The organism is Nonomuraea sp. NPDC050383, from assembly GCF_044459125.1.
Classification (GTDB): domain Bacteria; phylum Actinomycetota; class Actinomycetes; order Streptosporangiales; family Streptosporangiaceae; genus Nonomuraea.
In genome coordinates, this window is the sequence record NZ_JBITIP010000001.1 from 353,380 (window position 1) to 371,711 (window position 18,332).

An 18,332-nucleotide genomic window follows, 5' to 3' on the forward strand; every position below is an offset into this window, starting at 1 on the left:
GGACGGACATCGTGGAGTCACCCGCGCTGAGCCTGATCGGCCTGACCAAGACGTTCGGCCGCAGACACGTCGTGGACCATGTCGAGCTGCAGGTGCCGAGCGGCTCTTTCTTCGGCCTGGTCGGCCCCAACGGCGCCGGCAAGACCACCTCGTTGTCGATGGCGGTGGGCCTGCTCCGGCCGGATGCGGGCCGTGCCGAGATCTTCGGTGCCGACGTGTGGACGGACGCCGTACGGGCCAAGAGACTGATCGGCGTGCTGCCCGACGGGCTGGCGATGCCCGAACGGCTGACCGGCCCGGAACTGCTGCGCTTCACGGGTCTGCTGCGCGGCATGGAGCGTTCCGAGGTCGATCGCCGGGCGGAGGAGCTGCTGGACGTCCTCGGGCTGGAGACGGCCGGCCGGACCCTGGTGATGGAGTACTCCACCGGCATGCGCAAGAAGATCGGCCTTGCCTCCGCCCTGCTGCACGCGCCGAAGCTGCTGGTACTCGACGAGCCGCTGGAAGCGGTCGACCCGGTGAGCGCGGCGACCATCAAGGTGATTCTGCAGCGGTTCGTGCGCGGGGGCGGGACGGTGGTGCTGTCCAGCCATGTGATGGCCCTGGTGGAGCAGCTGTGCGACCACGTCGCGGTGATCGACGCGGGCCGGGTCGCCGCCTCGGGTCCGTTGGAGCGGGTGCGGGGCGGGCTGAGCCTGGAGGAGCGGTTCGTGAGCCTGGTCGGCGGCCGGCTGCCCGAGATGGAGGAGCTGGCGTGGTTGGCGTCCTGATCCGGATGAAGCTGGCCGTCCAGCGTAATTCGATGAGCGGGCCGCGTGCCGCTCAGATGGTCTTCGGTGGTGTGGTGGGCCTGGCGCTGGCGGGCGCGGTCGTGCTGCTCGCCGGTCAGGACTATCCGGTGGCATCGCTGCGGCTCGACCTGCTCGGTGCCGCGCTGGCGCTCTGGACGGCCGGCTGGCTCGTGGGGCCCGCCCTGTTCGGTGGCGGGGACGAGACCCTGCGCCCCGAGCACTTCGCCCTGCAGGCGATGTCCCCGCGCGCGTTGACCGCCGGCCTGGCCGCCGCCTCCTTCATCGGCGTCGCACCGGCGGTGACCCTGGTGGCACTGGCCGGACTGGTGGTCGTGGCGACCGGGCTCGGGGCGACGGTGGTCGCCGTGGTGGCGGTCGTCCTCCAACTCGTCCTCACCGTGATCGCCTCCCGGCTGGTCACCGCCGCCCTCGGCCAGGTCATGCGATCGCGCACCGGCGCCGCGCTGGCGGCGCTGGTCAGCGCGACGGTGCTGGCCGCCCTCCACTCCGGCTGGGTGCTGTCACCCCTGGCCGGTACGGCGCTGGACACCGGATTCCCCAGCGTGGTCGGCACGTGGGTGCGGGCCCTTCCCTCGGGCTGGGGCCTGAGCGCCGTCGAAGCCGCCGCACACGGTGACTGGCCGCTCGTGGCGGCCGCCCTGGCGGGCCTGGCCGCGCTCGGCGCGGGATGTCTGTACGGCTGGACCGTACTGATCCAGCGCCGGCTGACCACCCGCCGCGCCGGCGGACGACCCGCCAGGGCCACCGCCGACCGGTGGGTGCGCGGCCCGGTCACCGCGGTCGCCGCCCGCGAGCTGCGCACCTACACCCGTGACCTGCAGCGTTTCCATTTCGTCTGCTTCGCCCTGGCGTACGCGCTGGTGTTCTGCCTGCTGCCGCTGGTCGCCGGCGCCACGGTGTTCCTGCCGTGGACCGGGCTGCTGTTCGCCGTCTGGATCACGGCGATCTCCGCCAACCTCTACGGCGACGACGGCACCGAGCTGTGGGGGAAGATCATGATCCCCGGCGCGATCCGGCGCGACGTGCGTGGCCGGCAGCTCGGCTGGTTCCTGGTCGCCGCGCCGCCGACCGTGGTGCTGACCGTCGGCCTGGTCGTTGTCTCCGGCCATCACGAGGCCTGGCCGTGGCTGGCCGCTCTGATCCCCGCGGTGCTGGGTGGCGGGGCCGGGATCACGGTGCTCGTCTCGGTCCTGCGCCCGGTCCCGCTGGGCGACCCGCACCGCCGCGGCGGCAACCTGCTGGACAACGGCACCGATTTCGCCCAGGTCCTGCTGATGCTGATCCTTACCGCGGCCGGCGCCGCACCGGCCTTCCTGGCCGCATGGCAGGGCCCGATCTGGGCCGGACCGGTGGTCGGGGTGGCCGGCGGGGCGGCCATGGCGTGGCTGCTGGGCCGGATCGCGGCCGCCCGGCTGCTGAGCACCGCGCCCGACCTCCTCCTGCGCTTTCGTTCCGGCACGCGACCCGCACGCAGGCGCCCGGCGATCGCCCTGACCCGGCACCCTGGCCTGCCGCACCGCCCCCAGCCCGATCCGGGCCTGCGGCGCCTCGGCCTCGACCTCGCCCCCGCCGGGCTACGGGCCTACGTCATCGCCAGCCTGACGCTGTGCTGGGTGCCCCTGGTGGCGCAGGGCGCCATCCCCGCGATCATGCTCTCGACCGGGGAGATCAACCGCTCGTGGTTCCTGGCACTCCACCTGCCGGGGAGCCTTCAATGGCCGGCGATCATCACGATGGTCGTCATCGGACTTGTCCTGCTCACCACGGGTCTGGGGATCGGGCTCCACTACCTGGTCAGATCACGCCGATCGGTCGCCTGGCGCGACCCGTCAGAGCATCTCCGGTGTCGTCAGGCGACCGATCCCACGGCCGGGCCTAACGCTCGCCGGGAGTGACAACGCCGGATTCGTACGCCAGGACCACCGCCTGGACCCGGTCGCGCAACCCGAGCTTCGTCAGGATGCGCCCCACGTGGGTCTTGACCGTGGTCTCCGACAAGAACAGCTCGACTCCGATCTCGGCGTTGGACGCGCCTCGGGCCAGGCTGAGGAACACTTCACGCTCGCGCTCCGTGAGCACCTTGAGCACGGCGTCCGGGTCGGTGTCGGCCTTCGCGACGAGCCGCCCGATGAGCCGCCGGGTCGTGGCGGGCGCGATGATCGAGTCGCCCCGGTGCACGTGCCGGATCGCCGCGATGATCTCCTCCCCTGGCGCGTCCTTCAGCATGAACCCGCTCGCACCGGCGCGCAGCGCGGCCAGGGCGTGCTCGTCCAGGTCGAACGTGGTCAGCACCAGCACCTTCGGCGGGTCGTCCAGCCGCTGGATCTCCCGGGTGGCGGTGACACCGTCCATTCGAGGCATGCGGATGTCCATCACCACCACGTCGACGTGCCGCGACTCCAACGCCTTCAGGGCCGCCAGGCCGTCAGCGGCCTCGGCGACCACCTCCACGTCGGGCTGGGACCTGACGACCATGGCCAGGCCGTTGCGCAGCAGCTCCTGGTCGTCGACGATCATGATCCTGATGATGGAAGGCTCCTCGGCTCATAGGGCACGGTGGCCGACAGCTCGAAGCCGGCGCCGGGACGTCTGCCTGCCTCCAGGGTGCCTCCCACCATGCTCAGACGTTCGCGCATCCCGGTCAGCCCGACGCCGGCCTCCTCGGCGGGCGGCCCGGCGCCGTCATTGGTGATGGTGATGTGCACTCCGTCCGGGCGCCACGCCAGCGTCATGTCGGCGGCGGCCGTCTCCCCCGCGTGCTTGATGACGTTGGTCAGCCCCTCCTGGATGACGCGATAGGCGGTCAGGTCGGCGGCGGGGCGTAGCGGCCGGGCGTCCCCGACCTGCTGGAAGGCAAGGCGTACGCCCGCATCGCGCACATGGTCCAGCAGGTCGGACAGGTCGCCGAGGCCCGGCTGCGGAGCGGTGCCGCCGTCGGCGCGCAGCACGCCCAGCAGCCCGCGCATGTCGCGCAAGGCGTCGCGCCCGACCTCGGCGATGGTGGCGAACACCCCCGCCCCGGGCGAGTCCGGATCGGACAGCCTGCCGCCCTCCGCCTGGCTGACCATGACGGCGAGCGAGTGGGACACCACGTCGTGCATCTCGCGGCTGATGCGGTCGCGTTCCGCCCGCGCCGCCTCCTGCCGCTCCCGCGCACGGTCGGCCTCGGCGCGCTCGGCCTTCGCTCTGAGCTCGGACAGGAACAACACCCGCATCCGGCTGAGACGCCCCAGCGACCAGAGGCACGCCGCCGCGGCGACCAGGCCGACCGACAGGCCGATGCGCCACGCGACCAGCTCGTAGGAGCCCGACGAGCCGCCCCACGAGGCCGGGTCCCACAGACGCGCCAGAACCAGGGCCACTCCGGCCACGGCGACGGCCAGGCAGACCAGGCCGGGCAGCAGTTCGAGCCGGCCGGACGCCGTGTACAGCAGCAGCCCGAAGACCAGCGTGCTCGGCAGCAGCACCGCCGGATAGTAGGCGCCGCCCGGGTCGTGCAGGGGCGGCAGCGCCACCAGCAGCAGCATCGCCGCGGCGGCCAGCGCGTACGCCGGCAGCGGGCGCAGCCGACGCAGGACGACGCAACCATGCAGGAGAAGCAGGCCGGCACCCGCGAGCAGGCGGAGCGACAGGGGACTGTCCGAGGCCCGGAGCAGGCTCAACGAGACCAGGCCGAGCGGCAGGAGGAGCAGGACGGCGAGCACGGCATCAGCACTCACCTGATGCCGGTTGAGAAACGAGTCCACTGCGGCGCCGGCAGGGGACGGGGACTCTCCCACGCCCACCATTATGGTCGGCGTGCGTGGGCGAGGTGCCGGCGGCGGGCGAGGTAGGCCAGGGCGGCCACCGCCAGGGCCGGCCCCCACAGCGGCCACAACATCTCCGGCAGCCAGGCGCCCAGCTCCGCGCCCGCGCCCGCCGGGCCGATCTGCTCGCCGGTGAGCTTCTTGCGGACGTACATCAGTCCGGCGGAGGTGATGGGAAGGGAGGCGGCCAGAGCCGAGTAGGCCGGGAACCGCGCCGGGATCGGCCGCCCGCGCAGGAACGGCACCCAGCGCGGCCAGATCTCACCCCACGGCCGGACCAGGCCGACGGTCAGGACCGCGCCGACGAGACCGAGCGTGCTGAGACCGGCGCCGATCGGGGTGATCTCGGCGATGTAGGCCAGGAAGTGGTCGCTGATACCGACGGGCACGCCCAGGAGCCAGCCGAAGCGGGTGACGGCGTAGACGACGGGGACAGCGACCGCGACAGCGGTCGCGTACCGCCCGATCCGCAGCGCGCCGGCGGCGCTGCCGGACCGACCGGGCCCTCCGATCAGCGTGCGCGTCCCCAGGACCAGCAGGCTGACGCCGGCCGCCATCAGGATGAGCAGGTTGACGCTGGGCCACGTCAGCATGGTCGCGATCAACGAGAACTCGACCTGGCCGGCGAGCGCGGCGGCCAGCATCACCGGCAGGTACCCGGCGCTCATCATGATGCGCACGTCGGGCAGGAGGACCGCCAGGCCGGCGCCGGCCACGACGGCCACGACGGCGGAGGCCCGGTTGAGCGGACCTCTGGCGGCGAGCACCGCGACGACGGCGGCCACCAGCGCCGTCATCGCCAGCACACCCCCGCCGGCCGCCGCCGGAAGAGGGTCGAGCAGCGTGCTGCCCGGACCCGCACGGCCGGCGTCGAACGGATAGCCGGGCCCGCCGAGAGCCCAGAGCAGGCCGAGGACCAGATAGCTCACCGACCAGACGGCGACGATCAGGACCGGCACGATCGTACGGCGGCTTCGTGGAGAAGAGGTGTTCACCCGGCCCAATCTGCCGCCGCGGCGGTGCCCCGCACATCGTCACCGGGTCTCGGCCGCCTCCTCCGGAGGTCGCGACGACGTCGTCCCTGAGGATGACCTCACAGCCGCGGTGACCCCTCGGTTGCAGACGCAGCGGGCACCTGACGCTGTCAGTGATCGGCGCGCTCGCATCGGTGCCGGACCGTGCTGCCCCCGTCCGGGTGCCGTTGCAGCGACAGAGGATCATCGAGCAGGTCACACCGCTGACGGAACGCGAAGGGGTTCAGAAGCAGGCATGAGAGTGTCAACGGCCAGGTGCGTGTCGCCGCTGGTGGCCATGCAAAAGTCTCTCCATTCGGACATCATCCTCGGAATGGGACTCTTGAGTTTCGGGGTGATCATGATCGCGTCCGTATTGATGGCCGGTGCCGGCGGATGCCCATATCCCCAGCGGCCGTGCGCGCGGCTGACCTGGCAGTGGAAGCGAGGGCGTGATGAGTGTCGACATCTTTCCCTTTGATCCGGACAAAGCTTCTGACGCCGAGCTCCGTGGTCAGTACGACCTGGCGATCGCCGCGTTCTCGGTGGATCGGCCCGACGCGCCGAAGCCCGGCTACGACACGTTCGTGGGCCGGTTGCGTGCCATTCCGCCGGGCGTGGACAGGCAGCGGTTCTGGGCGGCGCGCAGGCAAGGTCACCCGGCGGGCCTCGCGATCACGCAGGTGTCACGGTCGGAGGACGACAACAGCATTGTCGTCGACGTCCGCGTCCATCCTGAGCTGCGCCGGCAGGGGATCGGGACGGCGCTGCTCCGCCGAGCGCTCGGCGGCTCGCCCGCCGAAGGCCGTGAGCTCATCGTGGGACGAGGCGTGACCGCCGGCGGCGACGGCGAGCAGTGGATCCGGGCACGGGGCTTCACCGTCGTGCAACGGGTGGCCCTCCAGGTGCTCAGGGTTCCTGAGGTGGACCCGGCGCTGTGGGAGGTCCCCGTGCCGGCCGGTCACCGCTTGGAACAATGGACGGGAGCCGCACCCGACACCCTCGTGGAGTCCTTCGCACGAGCGCGCGGCGCCATCCATGACGCCCCCGTCGGAGACTCCAGCTACCGTCACCCGCACTGGTCCGTACCCCGAGTGCGGCAAGCCGAGCACGACGCGCGCCGGCGCGGCGTCGAACACCGGGCCGTCGTGGTCGTGCACGAGGCGAGCGATGCCGTGGTCGGCCTGACAGAGCTGGAGATCTTCCCCGGCATGCCCGACACGGCCGTCCAGCAGGACACGGCCGTGCTACCCAGGCACCGGGGCCGCGGGCTGGGCCGCACCGTGAAAGCCGCCATGATGCGGTGGCTGCTGGCCGAGCGACCGGAGATCTGCCTGGTAGTGACGAACGTGGACGCGGGCAACGACTACATGACGCGCGTCAATCATCAACTGGGTTATGTCACGACGCGGATCATGCTCACCGCCGAAGCAGCTCGCGGCGCACTCGAATCCCGGCTCAGCGCAGTGGCATGGGAACGCGGCATTCGGTAACGGCTTGGCTGCGGCCGCGATTCCGGTGGCACGATTCGCGCCGGTGATCGGAATCACGGTGATCCGTGCCGTTCGCCCCGCAGGATGGAGAAAGGCCGCTCTATCCGGCCGGAGCCGCTCTGAGCAGCCATCTGTCCGCCGGCTGGTCCCCAGGTCAGAGATCGCGAAGGAGACTGCGATCACGACTACGACAACGAGAAGGGCCGGCCTACTTGGGCTTTCACCCAAGCCGACCGGCCTTGTGTCACCGTCGGGACGACAGGATTTGAACCTGCGACCCCTTGACCCCCAGCCACGGGACGAGGGTCCGGGCCAGTCTGGGCAAGTCGAGTGGGGAGCCACTCACCAGCAACAACAGTCCAGGTACGTCGGTCGAGATCTGGCAGCGCCTGAGCCCGTTGGCTTCCCGGATTGGCTTCCCAGCTGCCCTTCTGCCCGCCATCAGATGGCGCATTAGTCAGGCAGAGGTCTAGCGATCAAAGGGGCATCTGGCCACCCCGGACGGCGTCTGTATCGCCCTGCCACAGGCTGCCAGCTACAGGGACGATCTTCTCGAGCAGCAGGCTTCGCGCAAATCGGCCCGGCAAGCGAGATTACCAAATGTGCGAGTTTAAGGTATGTATCGTTTTTCGCCGCACAAACGTTACATGAACTTGCATCCATCTCGCAGTGATCTTTCTCATATTGATCATCTATGCCTGCCACTCGAAGATCAAGGCCGACAATCCGACTCACCGTGATTGAAGGTGTTAGTGAACGAGTTAGGCTCATTCAGACCTCAACGGCGCGCGAAGCGCAAGCTGGCTGCTGTGACGATACTAACCGTGACAGCGTCACTACTTGTCGCCGGCTCCATTACTGGAGCAACTGCCGCCCCTAACCCAAAAGCCGCCAAGGGCCCCGTGACTCCCGCGGTGACCACCTTCCCGCGCCCGGAAGATGCTGATGCGCCGCTTCGGGCCGCAGTGCAGGAGGCTATGAAGCAGAACAAGGCGGTCGCTGTTGAGACCGCCTTCACTGAGACGTCCCGGACGTGGGCGTATCCGGACGGGCATCTGGCCACCGAGTCCTATACAGGGCCGGCGCAACTGCGTCAAGGAGACGGTGGGTGGGCGTGGATCGACACGTCCTTGGTCGAGCAGAACGGCGCGCTGAGGCCCAAGCTGGCCAAGGGAAACGTGCGCCTGTCGACCGGGGGTTCCGGTCCGTTCGCCTCCATGACCTTGGATCGGGAACGCTCCTTTGGGCTGTCGTGGCCGACAGAGCTTCCGCGTCCGCAGATCAAGGGCAACGTGGCCACGTACGTGGGTGCTGCGGGTCCGTCGGCGGACCTCGTCGTCACGGCGCTGCCCACCGGGTTCCGGCACGACATCGTGTTGCGCGAGCGTCCCACTGGCCCGGTGGAGTATCGCATCCCCGTGCAGGCCAAGGGCCTGAAGCTGGGCAAGACCAAGTCGGGCGGGTTGTCGCTGACCGCGGGTAAGGGCAAGGAGGTGGCGTCGGCGCCCGCTCCGCTCATGTGGGATGCGGCGGCGGAGAAGCCGAGCGCCGGGAGTCCCGGCCGGCAGGATAAAATCGACACCTCGGTGGAGGTGAAGGACGACGCGACGGTCCTCGTGCTGAAGCCGGATGCGGCGTGGCTGGCCGACCCGGCCACCCAGTACCCGGTGACCGTAGACCCCACCACTACTCTGGGGGTCACCCAGGAAGTGGGGATCAAGTCCCCGAACTCGCAGATCGCCCCAGGAAGGGTCGGCCGTCAGAACTACCGGACCTGTACCGGGGAGTGGCCCAACCAGACCTGTGCCGACAGGCCGGAGAGTCTCCGTGCGCTCATGGCTTTCGACACCACTCCGATCGCCAACCGGAACGTTGTCAAGGCCACCATGCAGCTGACGTTGCGCACCGACGCCAGCTCTTGCCTGGTCAACTACCAATCGATCTTCGCGCACCGGATCACCGACGCCTGGGTGGCCGACGACACCTTCTGGAGCAGGCAACCCGCCACCACTGCCGAGGGACGCTCCTCGATCAATCCCTGCATCCAGCCGCAGGCCGCCGGCGCAGTGTGGAGCTGGGACTTGACCACGATGGCCCAGGCCTGGGCTAGCGGCACCGCCAACCACGGACTGATGCTGCAGCTGGGGACCGAAACCACGCCCGCTTCCAACGCCAGCGAGAACTTCGACTTCTGGCCCCAGCTGTGGAGCCAGAATGTGCCCAAGCTGAGCGTGGACTGGGTGCTACCGCCGGAGATCCCGACTGTCGCGGCCGAGTCCATCGACTCCTTGAGCGGCACAGACGCAATCGCCCGCTCCACCGCGGTCAAGGTCACCTACAAGTCCAGCGTGCCTGAGGCCAGCCCGCTCGACTACACCGTCAGCGTCAACGACTCGACCATGACCCCGCCACCGGCGCAGCTTCCCACCGGCGAGGCGGCCTACTGGAAACTGGATGAGACCTCTGGAAACAACGCAGCCGACGCCTCCGGCCACGGTCTGAAGGTCACCCTGGCAGGGAACTACAGTCGCGTTCCCGGGCAGGTCGGCCAGGCCCTCAAACTTTCCGGTGGGAGCGGCGCTACCTCCGGACCGGTGCTCAACACCGATCAGAGTTACACCGTCACGGCCTGGGTCAAGCTGGAGGACAGCACCAAAGACCAGGTGGTCTTCTCTCAGCAGGGTGTCAACCAGCCCGCCTTCACCCTGGCCTACGCCCGCTCAACGGTTCCTGAGGTGGATCAGCGGTGGGTCCTCACCCTGGTCACCCAGGACATTTCTGACCGGATCAACGAACGGTGGGCGGTGTCCAAGAACATCGCGCGGGTCGGCGGGTGGAGCCATCTGGCCGTCCAGTATGACCAGACGGCTCACAAAATCCGTCTGTTCGTCGACGGCGAGCTGGCCGACGAACGCGATCACACCGTGGACTGGAACGCCCGCGGCGCCTTTCAGTTCGGCAAGGGCCAGATCGCGGGCATCCGGACGCCTTTCACCGGCGCGATTGACGACGTCCACGCGTACCAGAGGGTCTTGTCACCGGCCGATCTCCGCACGATGGTCACTGCTCCGGGCACTACGACGAACAACGGCGTCCCTGCGGGCCAGATCCCGGAGAGGATCTTCTCGCTCGATAATCCGGCCAGCTTCAAGTTCGTGGTCAAGGCATGCCGTACCGGTGTGACGCCGCCGTCCTGCAACGAGAGTCCGGCCTATCGCATCACCTCCGACGCGGCGATGCGGCCCACCGACACTGAGACCGGCATGGCTGACCCGACGCAGCCCATCCTGTCCGGCATGGTCAACCGGCCATCGGGAGGCCCGGTCCTGGCCAAGTACTACCTGTACGACAACACCGGCGCGCCGGTCGGATCAGCACCACTGGGCACCCGCACGGTCAACGGCGGCGAACGCGCCTCCTTCCAGATCCCCGCCAACACCGTGCAGGCCGGCACCACGTACAAGTGGCAAATGATCGCCTGCGCCCCCGCGCAGAACCCCGATCCAGGCCCCAACCCCAACCCGACGCCGACTCCCACGCCAACACCGAGTCCCACGCCGGACGGCTTGGTCGCCGCCTACGGCATGAACGAGGGTGCCGGAACCACCATCACCGACTCCACCGGCGCCAACAACGGCACGACGAGCGGCGCAACGTGGGTCGACGGGAAGAACGGCAAGGCTCTGTCGTTCGACGGTTCCAGCATGGTCAACATCAATCACTCACCTTCATTGACCATGACCACCGGACTGACACTGTCGGCATGGGTCAAACCATCAGATGTCACCAGTTGGCGCACCGTCGTCGCCAAGGACTACGCCACGCGCACCGACCTCTCCTACGGTCTGTACGCCTCGAACAACAGAACGCCGGATGGATGGCTGAACACGGAGAACAACAAACCCGGCGAAGTCACCGGAAGCGCACTGCTGCCCCTCAACGCCTGGAACCACCTCGCCCTCACCTATGACGGTACGACAGCCAGGCTCTTCCTCAACGGTAGCCAGATCGGCGAGAAGGCGATCTCAGGCGCCGTGCTCGACGACGGCGGCGCCGTCCACATCGGCGGCAACACCATCTACGGCGAGTACTTCAAGGGCACCATCGACGAGGTCCGCATCTACAACCGCGCCCAAACCGCCGCCGAGATCACGGCTGACATGGGCACCGCCGTCACGGGGGCTGGGCCTTCACCTTCTACAGCCACCAGCCGGGTCGACAGCATGAGTGATGCTGACACTGGCGGGCTGGAGGAAGTCTGCACCGCCAAGACCGGCGCGGTCTCCTTTACAATCCCAGGAACCCCTCCGCCGAACCCGGTTGAGGACGTGCGGCGTCTGACCCTGGCAAGGGACAGTATCGCAATCAAGACCGTCAAAACTGATCCCACCGCTTGCAATGGAAATCCCTGTCCAGTTACCGATGACACCGTGATCCGGATTGGTGGCACAGGTACCGACAAGTCTGCTGCTGCAATCGCGCTAAAACTCGATGAACTTCCAGATGGCGCGGGTGTCTCAGAGGGCATCCTGAAGCTCGGTGCACCTGTTTGCCCTTCAGGAACCTGCCCGGCGGATGCAGTGATCTCGGCAAGACCGCTGAAGAACCCAGTCACCGTCGATACCAAAGGCTCAGACCTGGAAGGAGATGCCGACCTCAACAAGCGATACGATTTCCCCATAGGGAAGCCTCAAGCCGATATTGCGGGAAGCGAATATCAATGGCTGCTGCTTACATCAAACGTTGATGCCGTTATCAGCTTCGCTGATGCCACGTCGACTGAGCAACCGTCTATAGCGATTACCTATCTTCCAGCAGGCCCTCCAAGCGAAGTGCTGAATCTATCGGTCCAAGCTGGCGATAGCAGTGCGGTGGCCAGCTGGGGATTGCCGACAAACAACGGCAGTGTCGCCCTACTCGACGGTTACGACGTTCAGGTGAACGCCGATGATGGTACAGCGGTGAAGAACCTTGAGGTGAAAGAGCCCTACGCCGCAATCACAGGGCTGACGAACGGCGCGAAGTACACCGTTAAAGTACGAGCGAAGACCGCTTTCGGCTCAGGTGACTGGGTCACAGCAGAGGCGAATCCCAAAGCACTGCCTCCACCGCCCGCCGCCGGGGACGCATGCATCCCCTTTTTGGATCAGTCTCAGCCAGCGAGAGCATCAACGCCCAGCGAGTCGAGCGCCAGCTCATACATCGCACGAGTAAAGAAGTATTATGAGGCTCAAAATGCTGTTCTCGAAGGACTCGCACCCACCATATGGGAAGCGCCCGGAGTTTCAGCTACAGCTCCAAATACGGCCAAGCTTTCCCTTCTGAACACCGCGCTGATCCAAGAACGCCAGAGTCTGACAAAACTAGGGGAGCCACGCAAGAATCTCACGGTGGCTCTGGACAATGCGGCTGTTACACCTGGGGCAAACGGTACAATCAATGTCACGACCGAAGTTAAGCGCACGTGGGATGCGCCAGCGAAGTCCCAGTCGGCGACCGCAGGTACGCAAGGGGAGGTGGATCCGGGAACGTTCAGTATCTCGGTCCATGTTTTCGACCGCTGCGGAAACATGACTGTGATCCAAGTTCCCTACGCCACCTATGAAGACTGGACCGATAATGCCGACTCCTGCGCGGGTCAGGTCGACGGAAGTTTTCCGACCTCCATGGCATCTATCTCCAGCGCGGGAACGTGTAGCGAAGGCGGTTCCGGGGGTGGCTCTGGTGGAGGCTCCGCCGGCCAGGGCATATGCCTGAAATATGAAATGAGCGACCCATCAGGCCAATGGAAGTGCGAGAAGCCTGGGTTCAAAACATCTACACTTCTGATCAAGAATGAATACACGCCGAAGGGGAAGAAGCGCAAGGGCTGGGGAATTACAGTAGATGCAGGGTCTTACTGGTTCGCCCGGTCGAGCGAGAACGACGGATTAGGGGAGACTGTCTGGGATCTAGCGACTAACCGAAACTTCCCGTCAACAGATCCAGGGACTTTTTACAACTACATCCGCGTCTGGTCCCAAGAAAGCAAGACGAACACGGCGGAAGCGAAGTACATAAAGCGCAACCTTGCCATCAAATCCGTCGGGGAGGCATGCTTTCTTAACAACAAGTACAGCTCCCAGATTGGGTTTTCGATCGAAATAGACGGCGCCCGTTCCCCCAGCGGTGGAGTCAACGGCACAGTGCAGGGGAATGCAGAAGTAACCTGCAAGTCCTATGAAGCAGCAGGCCCACTAAAGCCATCCGACCCCAACCCGGGAGAAGATTTCGAGCTACAACCCGTCTGGAACAAGAGACGAGTTAAAGCCGAATGCTTCCAGAATATGCTGCAGTACTGCCAGGTCGAAGCATACCGACACTACTTCCGAGCAGAAGTCACATTCTGCTACCACGTGACAAAGTCAACCGCTAGATGCATTCCATGGGAGAATAACGACTACTACAGCTGGTGGATGACCTACTGGGGAAAGCGGTACGGTAGCAGCTGAGTGGCAGCCCACTCCTGAACGGTCTTCGCCGGGAAGCGGCCTGGCGAAGACCGTTCGTTAATATTGAGAGAAGGGATATGACATGAGGACGAACAGCGATATGAATATACTATGGGCAAATGTCGAAGGTTTCCTGATGGGCACGGGCGAGCTATTCGCCATCTCGGCCACCTTGCCCTTGGTTATCGCTTCCGTACTCTGGCTGCGCAAACACAGGAGATACCTCGCCACCAGAACTGCCCAAGCATCCTTCATGATCTTAGGTGTTTTCATGATATTTCGGTCCACATATATAGCGCTGAAGTACGGTGGGGTGCACTCCGTTCTTGACATTCAAGTGAAAGCGGGCATTGGACTAATAGCAGGTAGCTTTACGTGCGTTGCAATGGAGCTTCTTTATCGCTATAGAGGAGCCACAGCTCCTGTCGCACATGACGATAGCGCCGCCGATGCTAAATGATCTAGCATCGGCCTGTCGTGGCGTTGATGTGGTCAGCTGAGGCTCCACGGGACAGCAGCGATCCTTCCATCCCGCAAACTGATCACGGGACGGAAGACCGAATAGGGTGCCCGGACCGGCATTTTCGCACGCAAGTAGACGAGGAAACAAATCCATGACGGAATATATGCAGGTTTCAACAACTATAGATTCCATGACAAGTGCAGCGGAGCTGGCACACACTCTTACCACAACCCGATTGTCTGCGGGCGTGCAGATCATTGGTCCCATACGGTCCGTCTACTGGTGGAAGGGGGCCTTGCACGATACACAAGAGTGGCAGCTACTATTCAAAACACTGGCGACCCTCTACCCTGCGCTACAGAGCCACATTAGGGCGCACCACCCATACGAAGTTCCCGAGATCATCGCGACCCCGATCGTCGCGGGAAGTCCCGAATATCTCCGCTGGATTAGCGAGGAGACGAGGCAAAGTGACGCCTCGTCATGACGAGGTCCTCCAGGAAGGCCCGCACCGGCTGCTGAGTGCGCCAACGCCTCAGCGACTCCCCCAGCACTTCAAAGCGGGGTCGCCAGATCACCGATGCGGTCTCCCGCACGATTGCCAGCCCATCCCTAGCCGCCTCCCACGCTCAGGCGCGCGACCGCGTCAAGCGGAACGTGGCCAGCCTCGTGGACGTCCCGGAAGGTCAGGAGGGCCGCCCGTCCAAGTCTCTCAACCTGGAGGAGGCGAAGGCGGTGATCAAGGTGGCGATGCTGACTCCCCTGCGGGCGTACGTCATCGTCAGCCTGCTTTCCGGCGTACGGACAGAGGAGGCGCGTGCCCTCAGGTGGTCAGAGGTCGATCTGAAGGCCGGCACCGTGGCCGTGTACCGCTCCGTGCGAGCGAAGGGTGACACCAAGACCCGCAAGTCGAGGCGTGTTCTGAAGCTCTCCAAGAGGGCGTTGCAGGTCCTCAAGGACCTTCACAAGGCCAGAGCGGCCGAACGCCTCGCGTCAGGCGAACGGGGCACCGACGATGCTCTCGTGTTCCGGCGAGAAGACGGGCGTCCCATGGACCGTTGGTACGTCCGCCGGGAGTTCCAGAAGATCACGGATGCGGCGGGCATCGGCACCGATTGGTGTCCGCGCGAACTGCGGCACAGCTTCGTCTCGCTACTGTCCGCGCATGATGTCGCCATAGAGGAGATCTCGCGTCTCGTCGGACACTCGTCGACGAACGTGACCGAGACCATCTACCGCCAGGAGATCCGTCCCGCCCTGACCAAGGGCGCCGAGGCCATGGACAAGATCTTCAAGGCCAGGACGGCGTGAGCGAGTGACTTCCCACTTGGCTTCCCAGAACTGAAAAGGGTGCCACCCTTTCGAGTGACACCCTCATCGACCAGCGAGAATCTGGTCGGGACGACAGGATTTGAACCTGCGACCCCTTGACCCCCAGTCAAGTGCGCTACCAAGCTGCGCTACGTCCCGGTGTGTGTCCGTCCCTGTGGGGCGAGACGTCATAACCTTAGCGCACATCGGAGGTGCCTGTGCACAGCGCGGGCGGGAGCGGAGGCGGCCTTGGGGCGTAGGGCGGCGATCGATCGCGGGGAGCTGGCGAGGCTCGTGGCCGAGGGGTGGAGCGTGCGGGAGCTGGCCGCGCACTTCGGCGTGAGCGAGTCCGGGGTGCTCCAGGCGAAGCGCGCCGCCGGGCTGGTGAAGCCGACCCTGGATCACGGTCGTGCCGTGCCGTGGAAGGTGTCCCGGGAGCACATCCAGTCGGGTCCCGCGACGAACCTGCGCAACCTGTCCGCCGCCGCGCAGGGCAAGCCGCCCGCGTCCGAGCGGCTGAACACCGCCCTGCGGTGGGCGCAGCGGCTCGTCGACGCCGGGCTGGATGTGGCGTACGACCCCGTGGAGGGGTTCCGGGAGGTGCCGGTGGGGGCTGGCCGTTCGCATGTTGCCGCGGTGCTGGCCGAGGCGAGGGAGGCGCTGGACGCCGGGTGATCCTGTCCCGGGGGCAGGGGCGGTTCCGCGGTCCCGGAAAGCGCGGCCGGCAGGGGGTTGCGGGCCGTTCCCGAGCGTTTCGAGAGCCGGTTCGGGGGCAGGCGCTGGTCTCAACACAGAGACCGGAGGCGAACATCATGTCCACCTTGATCTGGGTGGCCGTCGTCGTGGTCGCGGTGGTGGCGCTCGCCGCAGTCGGCTACGTGGTGCTCCAGCAGCAGCGCCGTAGCCGCCTCCGCGCCCGTTTCGGCCCCGAGTACGAACGCCTGATGGCCGAGCACGACAACAAGAAGGAAGCCGAGCAGGAGCTGCTGGCCCGGGAGCAGCGGCACGCCGAGCTCGACATCCGCCCCCTGTCGGAGGAGACGCGCAACAGCTACGCCAAGCGGTGGACCGAGGTGCAGGAGCGCTTCGTGGACGCGCCCGGGTTCGCGGTGACCGAGGCGGACCAGCTCGTGACGTCCGTCATGGCCGACCGCGGCTATCCGACGGAGAACTTCGAGCAGCGACTGTCCGACTTGTCCGTGGTGCACGCGTCGACGCTCGACCACTACCGCAGGGCGCACGAGATCAGCGGGCGCGCGGCCCGTAAGGAGGCCTCCACGGAGGAGCTCCGGCAGGCGATGGTCCACTACCGCGCGCTCTTCGAGGAACTGCTGGAAGAGACGACGCGAGGACGGTGAGGGACGTGGGTGACGAGATGAGAGTGCCGCCCCAGCGGGCCGACGAGCGGCCCGGGGACGAGCACGTGGGTGACGAGCACGTGGCTGACGGGCGCCCGGGCGGCGGGCACTGGAGCGGGGAGCGGCGGGACCCGGCGAACGACCACCGTCACGGTGCGCTGGACGACGTGCGCGGCGACGACGACGTGCGGGCCGCGCGGCCCGAGGACGACGATCTGCGCATGATCGTGGACGACGACCACGACCGCGACGGCGGCCGGGCGGCCCTGGATGACGAACCGGCGCGCGGCACGGGTGACGACGTCCTGGTGCACAGCGCCGGCGACGGGGACGGCGCCCGCGGAGAGCGCGACGGCCTCGACCACGGCGGCACCGGGCGTGACGGGCTGGATGACGAGGACGACGTACCGGGGCCGAATGACGACGGCGTGCGGCGGGAGCCGTACGCGACCGGCGTCTCCACCGGCCCAGGTCCCGCGGTGGACGAGGACGTGGCGGGAGCGGACGGCGGCGCGGCCCCGTCCCACGCGGCGCCGGCCGAGATCGTGCTGTTCGACCAGGACCCGGCCGAGGTGCAGGCGCGCTGGCGCGAGCTGCAGGCCGGCTTCGTGGACGACCCGAACGAGGCCGTCAAGCGGGCCGACGGGCTCGTCGGCGAGGTCGTCGAGGCGCTCACGAGCGCGCTGACGTCCCGCACGGGCGAGCTGCGCCGACGCTGGAACGACTCCGACGGGAACGGCGGCGGGCGGACCGACACCGAGCAGCTCCGCCTGGCGCTGCGCGAGTACCGGACCGTGCTGGAACGGCTGCTGGCCCTGTCCGGCGGCGGCACCACGGCGACGCCCGGCGCCACCACGGCATCGCCCGCCACCACGACAACGCCCGCCACCACAGGGACGAGGTGAGCGGCTCATGCTGGCGATCGTCGCGGCCATCGTGTTCGGGCTGGGGTTCCTGCTCGACCTGGTCAACGTACGGATACCGGGCGGCATCTCCGGTACGACGTTCATGCTCCTCGGTCTGATGTTCCTCGCGCTGCACCAGGCCGGTGTGGGGACGGCGAGCGTCCGCAGCTACAGCGGCTGGCGCGGGCGGACCAGGAGGTAGGACCGGCCGGCATGACCGGCCAGACCCCCGGACGGCAACGGTCCGGGGGTCTTTCGCATGAATCACTTGGCGGGGAAGCGCATGATGACCGTGCTGCCGCCGGCGCCCACCCGGAGGTCCAGGTCGGAGGAGAGCATGCGGGCGACCCACAGTCCCATCCCGCCGACCGAGCCGGGCATGGGGCCGGGCTTCCAGGCGCCGCGGTCGTGCACCTCCACCAGGACGTCGTCGCCGTCCGCCCACATCCGCGCGCGGGCCTCGACATGGCCGTGGGTGACGGCGTTGGTGGCGACCTCGTTCACCGCGATGACGAAGTCGCCGACGGCCTCCTCGGGCATGCCGGCGCCGCGGGCCTCGGTCTCGGCGAGCTCCCGGACCCGTGGCAGGTCCTGCAGCCGGAAGGTGATGTTCCTGATGGGCGTGCCGGGTGGCGGGCCCGTCAGGCCCGCGTCGTGAGGATGCCTGTCCTCGTGCACCC

The 18,332-nt window shown here is 67.1% G+C and carries 15 protein-coding genes and 1 tRNA gene; 11 read left to right on the forward strand and 5 right to left on the reverse strand.

What is annotated here, in order from left to right:
- Positions 1 to 11 precede the first annotated feature (11 nt).
- Both ACIBG4_RS01600 and ACIBG4_RS01605 read left to right on the forward strand, forming a co-directional pair.
- Positions 12 to 770 (forward strand): ABC transporter ATP-binding protein, encoded by a 759-nt coding sequence (locus tag ACIBG4_RS01600; RefSeq protein WP_397200204.1) that lies wholly within the window; start codon positions 12 to 14, stop codon positions 768 to 770.
- The gene (locus ACIBG4_RS01605; RefSeq protein ID WP_397200205.1) at positions 755 to 2,707 is read left to right on the forward strand and encodes a hypothetical protein; all 1,953 of its coding nucleotides are present in this window, start codon (positions 755 to 757) and stop codon (positions 2,705 to 2,707) included. Before ACIBG4_RS01600 ends, ACIBG4_RS01605 begins: the two co-directional genes overlap by 16 nt.
- Here the strand turns inward: ACIBG4_RS01605 and ACIBG4_RS01610 are convergent.
- The 3 genes from ACIBG4_RS01610 to ACIBG4_RS01620 all read right to left on the reverse strand — a co-directional run bounded on the left by ACIBG4_RS01610 (position 2,688) and on the right by ACIBG4_RS01620 (position 5,613).
- Positions 2,688 to 3,329, reverse strand: a complete 642-nt coding sequence (locus ACIBG4_RS01610; RefSeq protein ID WP_397200206.1) for a response regulator — start codon at positions 3,327 to 3,329, stop codon at positions 2,688 to 2,690. The two genes, ACIBG4_RS01605 and ACIBG4_RS01610, sit on opposite strands and share 20 nt — an antisense overlap.
- On the reverse strand, positions 3,326 to 4,531 hold the full coding sequence (locus tag ACIBG4_RS01615; protein ID WP_397200207.1) for a sensor histidine kinase: 1,206 nt from the start codon (positions 4,529 to 4,531) through the stop codon (positions 3,326 to 3,328). Before ACIBG4_RS01615 ends, ACIBG4_RS01610 begins: the two co-directional genes overlap by 4 nt.
- 68 nt (positions 4,532 to 4,599) lie before the next feature.
- Positions 4,600 to 5,613, reverse strand: coding sequence for a hypothetical protein (locus tag ACIBG4_RS01620; protein ID WP_397200208.1), 1,014 nt, complete (start codon positions 5,611 to 5,613; stop codon positions 4,600 to 4,602).
- A 473-nt stretch (positions 5,614 to 6,086) separates the two neighbouring features.
- On the opposite strand from ACIBG4_RS01620, the gene ACIBG4_RS01625 reads away from it, so the two are divergent.
- The 5 genes from ACIBG4_RS01625 (at position 6,087) to ACIBG4_RS01645 (ending at position 15,389) form a co-directional block, all read left to right on the forward strand.
- Positions 6,087 to 7,124, forward strand: coding sequence for a GNAT family N-acetyltransferase (locus tag ACIBG4_RS01625; protein ID WP_397200209.1), 1,038 nt, complete (start codon positions 6,087 to 6,089; stop codon positions 7,122 to 7,124).
- Between the two features lie 1,130 nt (positions 7,125 to 8,254).
- On the forward strand, positions 8,255 to 13,615 hold the full coding sequence (locus ACIBG4_RS01630; protein ID WP_397200210.1) for a LamG-like jellyroll fold domain-containing protein: 5,361 nt from the start codon (positions 8,255 to 8,257) through the stop codon (positions 13,613 to 13,615).
- 82 nt (positions 13,616 to 13,697) lie between these two features.
- On the forward strand, positions 13,698 to 14,075 hold the full coding sequence (locus ACIBG4_RS01635) for a hypothetical protein (protein ID WP_397200211.1): 378 nt from the start codon (positions 13,698 to 13,700) through the stop codon (positions 14,073 to 14,075).
- A 166-nt stretch (positions 14,076 to 14,241) separates the two neighbouring features.
- Complete coding sequence (gene cutA, locus ACIBG4_RS01640; RefSeq protein ID WP_397200686.1) at positions 14,242 to 14,565, forward strand: divalent-cation tolerance protein CutA; 324 nt, start codon at positions 14,242 to 14,244, stop codon at positions 14,563 to 14,565.
- 170 nt (positions 14,566 to 14,735) lie between these two features.
- The gene (locus ACIBG4_RS01645; protein ID WP_397200212.1) at positions 14,736 to 15,389 is read left to right on the forward strand and encodes a tyrosine-type recombinase/integrase; all 654 of its coding nucleotides are present in this window, start codon (positions 14,736 to 14,738) and stop codon (positions 15,387 to 15,389) included.
- Positions 15,390 to 15,471: 82 nt separating this feature from the next.
- On the opposite strand, the gene ACIBG4_RS01650 is transcribed toward ACIBG4_RS01645, so the two are convergent.
- Positions 15,472 to 15,548: transfer RNA gene (locus ACIBG4_RS01650), tRNA-Pro, on the reverse strand.
- Positions 15,549 to 15,638: 90 nt separating this feature from the next.
- Here ACIBG4_RS01650 and ACIBG4_RS01655 point away from each other — a divergent pair.
- The 4 genes from ACIBG4_RS01655 to ACIBG4_RS01670 all read left to right on the forward strand — a co-directional run bounded on the left by ACIBG4_RS01655 (position 15,639) and on the right by ACIBG4_RS01670 (position 17,854).
- On the forward strand, positions 15,639 to 16,064 hold the full coding sequence (locus ACIBG4_RS01655; RefSeq protein ID WP_397200213.1) for a hypothetical protein: 426 nt from the start codon (positions 15,639 to 15,641) through the stop codon (positions 16,062 to 16,064).
- A 137-nt stretch (positions 16,065 to 16,201) separates the two neighbouring features.
- Positions 16,202 to 16,747, forward strand: a complete 546-nt coding sequence (locus ACIBG4_RS01660) for a hypothetical protein (protein WP_310711830.1) — start codon at positions 16,202 to 16,204, stop codon at positions 16,745 to 16,747.
- A gap of 17 nt (positions 16,748 to 16,764) precedes the next feature.
- Positions 16,765 to 17,652, forward strand: coding sequence for a hypothetical protein (locus tag ACIBG4_RS01665; protein ID WP_397200214.1), 888 nt, complete (start codon positions 16,765 to 16,767; stop codon positions 17,650 to 17,652).
- 7 nt (positions 17,653 to 17,659) lie between these two features.
- Positions 17,660 to 17,854 carry a hypothetical protein gene (locus ACIBG4_RS01670; RefSeq protein ID WP_310711832.1) on the forward strand — a complete coding sequence of 65 codons (195 nt, stop codon included), beginning with the start codon at positions 17,660 to 17,662 and terminating at the stop codon, positions 17,852 to 17,854.
- Between the two features lie 62 nt (positions 17,855 to 17,916).
- Here ACIBG4_RS01670 and ACIBG4_RS01675 read toward each other — a convergent pair whose 3' ends face one another.
- Positions 17,917 to 18,330 carry an ATP-binding protein gene (locus ACIBG4_RS01675; protein WP_310711833.1) on the reverse strand — a complete coding sequence of 138 codons (414 nt, stop codon included), beginning with the start codon at positions 18,328 to 18,330 and terminating at the stop codon, positions 17,917 to 17,919.
- Positions 18,331 to 18,332 lie beyond the last annotated feature (2 nt).

What these genes read in the sequence shown, in the direction of transcription:
- ACIBG4_RS01670 (WP_310711832.1), top strand. Translation starts at nt 17,660, where the DNA reads ATGCTGGCGATCGTCGCGGCCATCGTGTTCGGGCTGGGGTTCCTGCTC.
- cutA (WP_397200686.1), top strand. Translation starts at nt 14,242, where the DNA reads ATGCAGGTTTCAACAACTATAGATTCCATGACAAGTGCAGCGGAGCTG.
- ACIBG4_RS01665 (WP_397200214.1), top strand. Translation starts at nt 16,765, where the DNA reads ATGAGAGTGCCGCCCCAGCGGGCCGACGAGCGGCCCGGGGACGAGCAC.
- ACIBG4_RS01610 (WP_397200206.1), bottom strand. Translation starts at nt 3,329, where the DNA reads ATGATCGTCGACGACCAGGAGCTGCTGCGCAACGGCCTGGCCATGGTC.
- ACIBG4_RS01635 (WP_397200211.1), top strand. Translation starts at nt 13,698, where the DNA reads ATGAGGACGAACAGCGATATGAATATACTATGGGCAAATGTCGAAGGT.
- ACIBG4_RS01660 (WP_310711830.1), top strand. Translation starts at nt 16,202, where the DNA reads ATGTCCACCTTGATCTGGGTGGCCGTCGTCGTGGTCGCGGTGGTGGCG.
- ACIBG4_RS01625 (WP_397200209.1), top strand. Translation starts at nt 6,087, where the DNA reads ATGAGTGTCGACATCTTTCCCTTTGATCCGGACAAAGCTTCTGACGCC.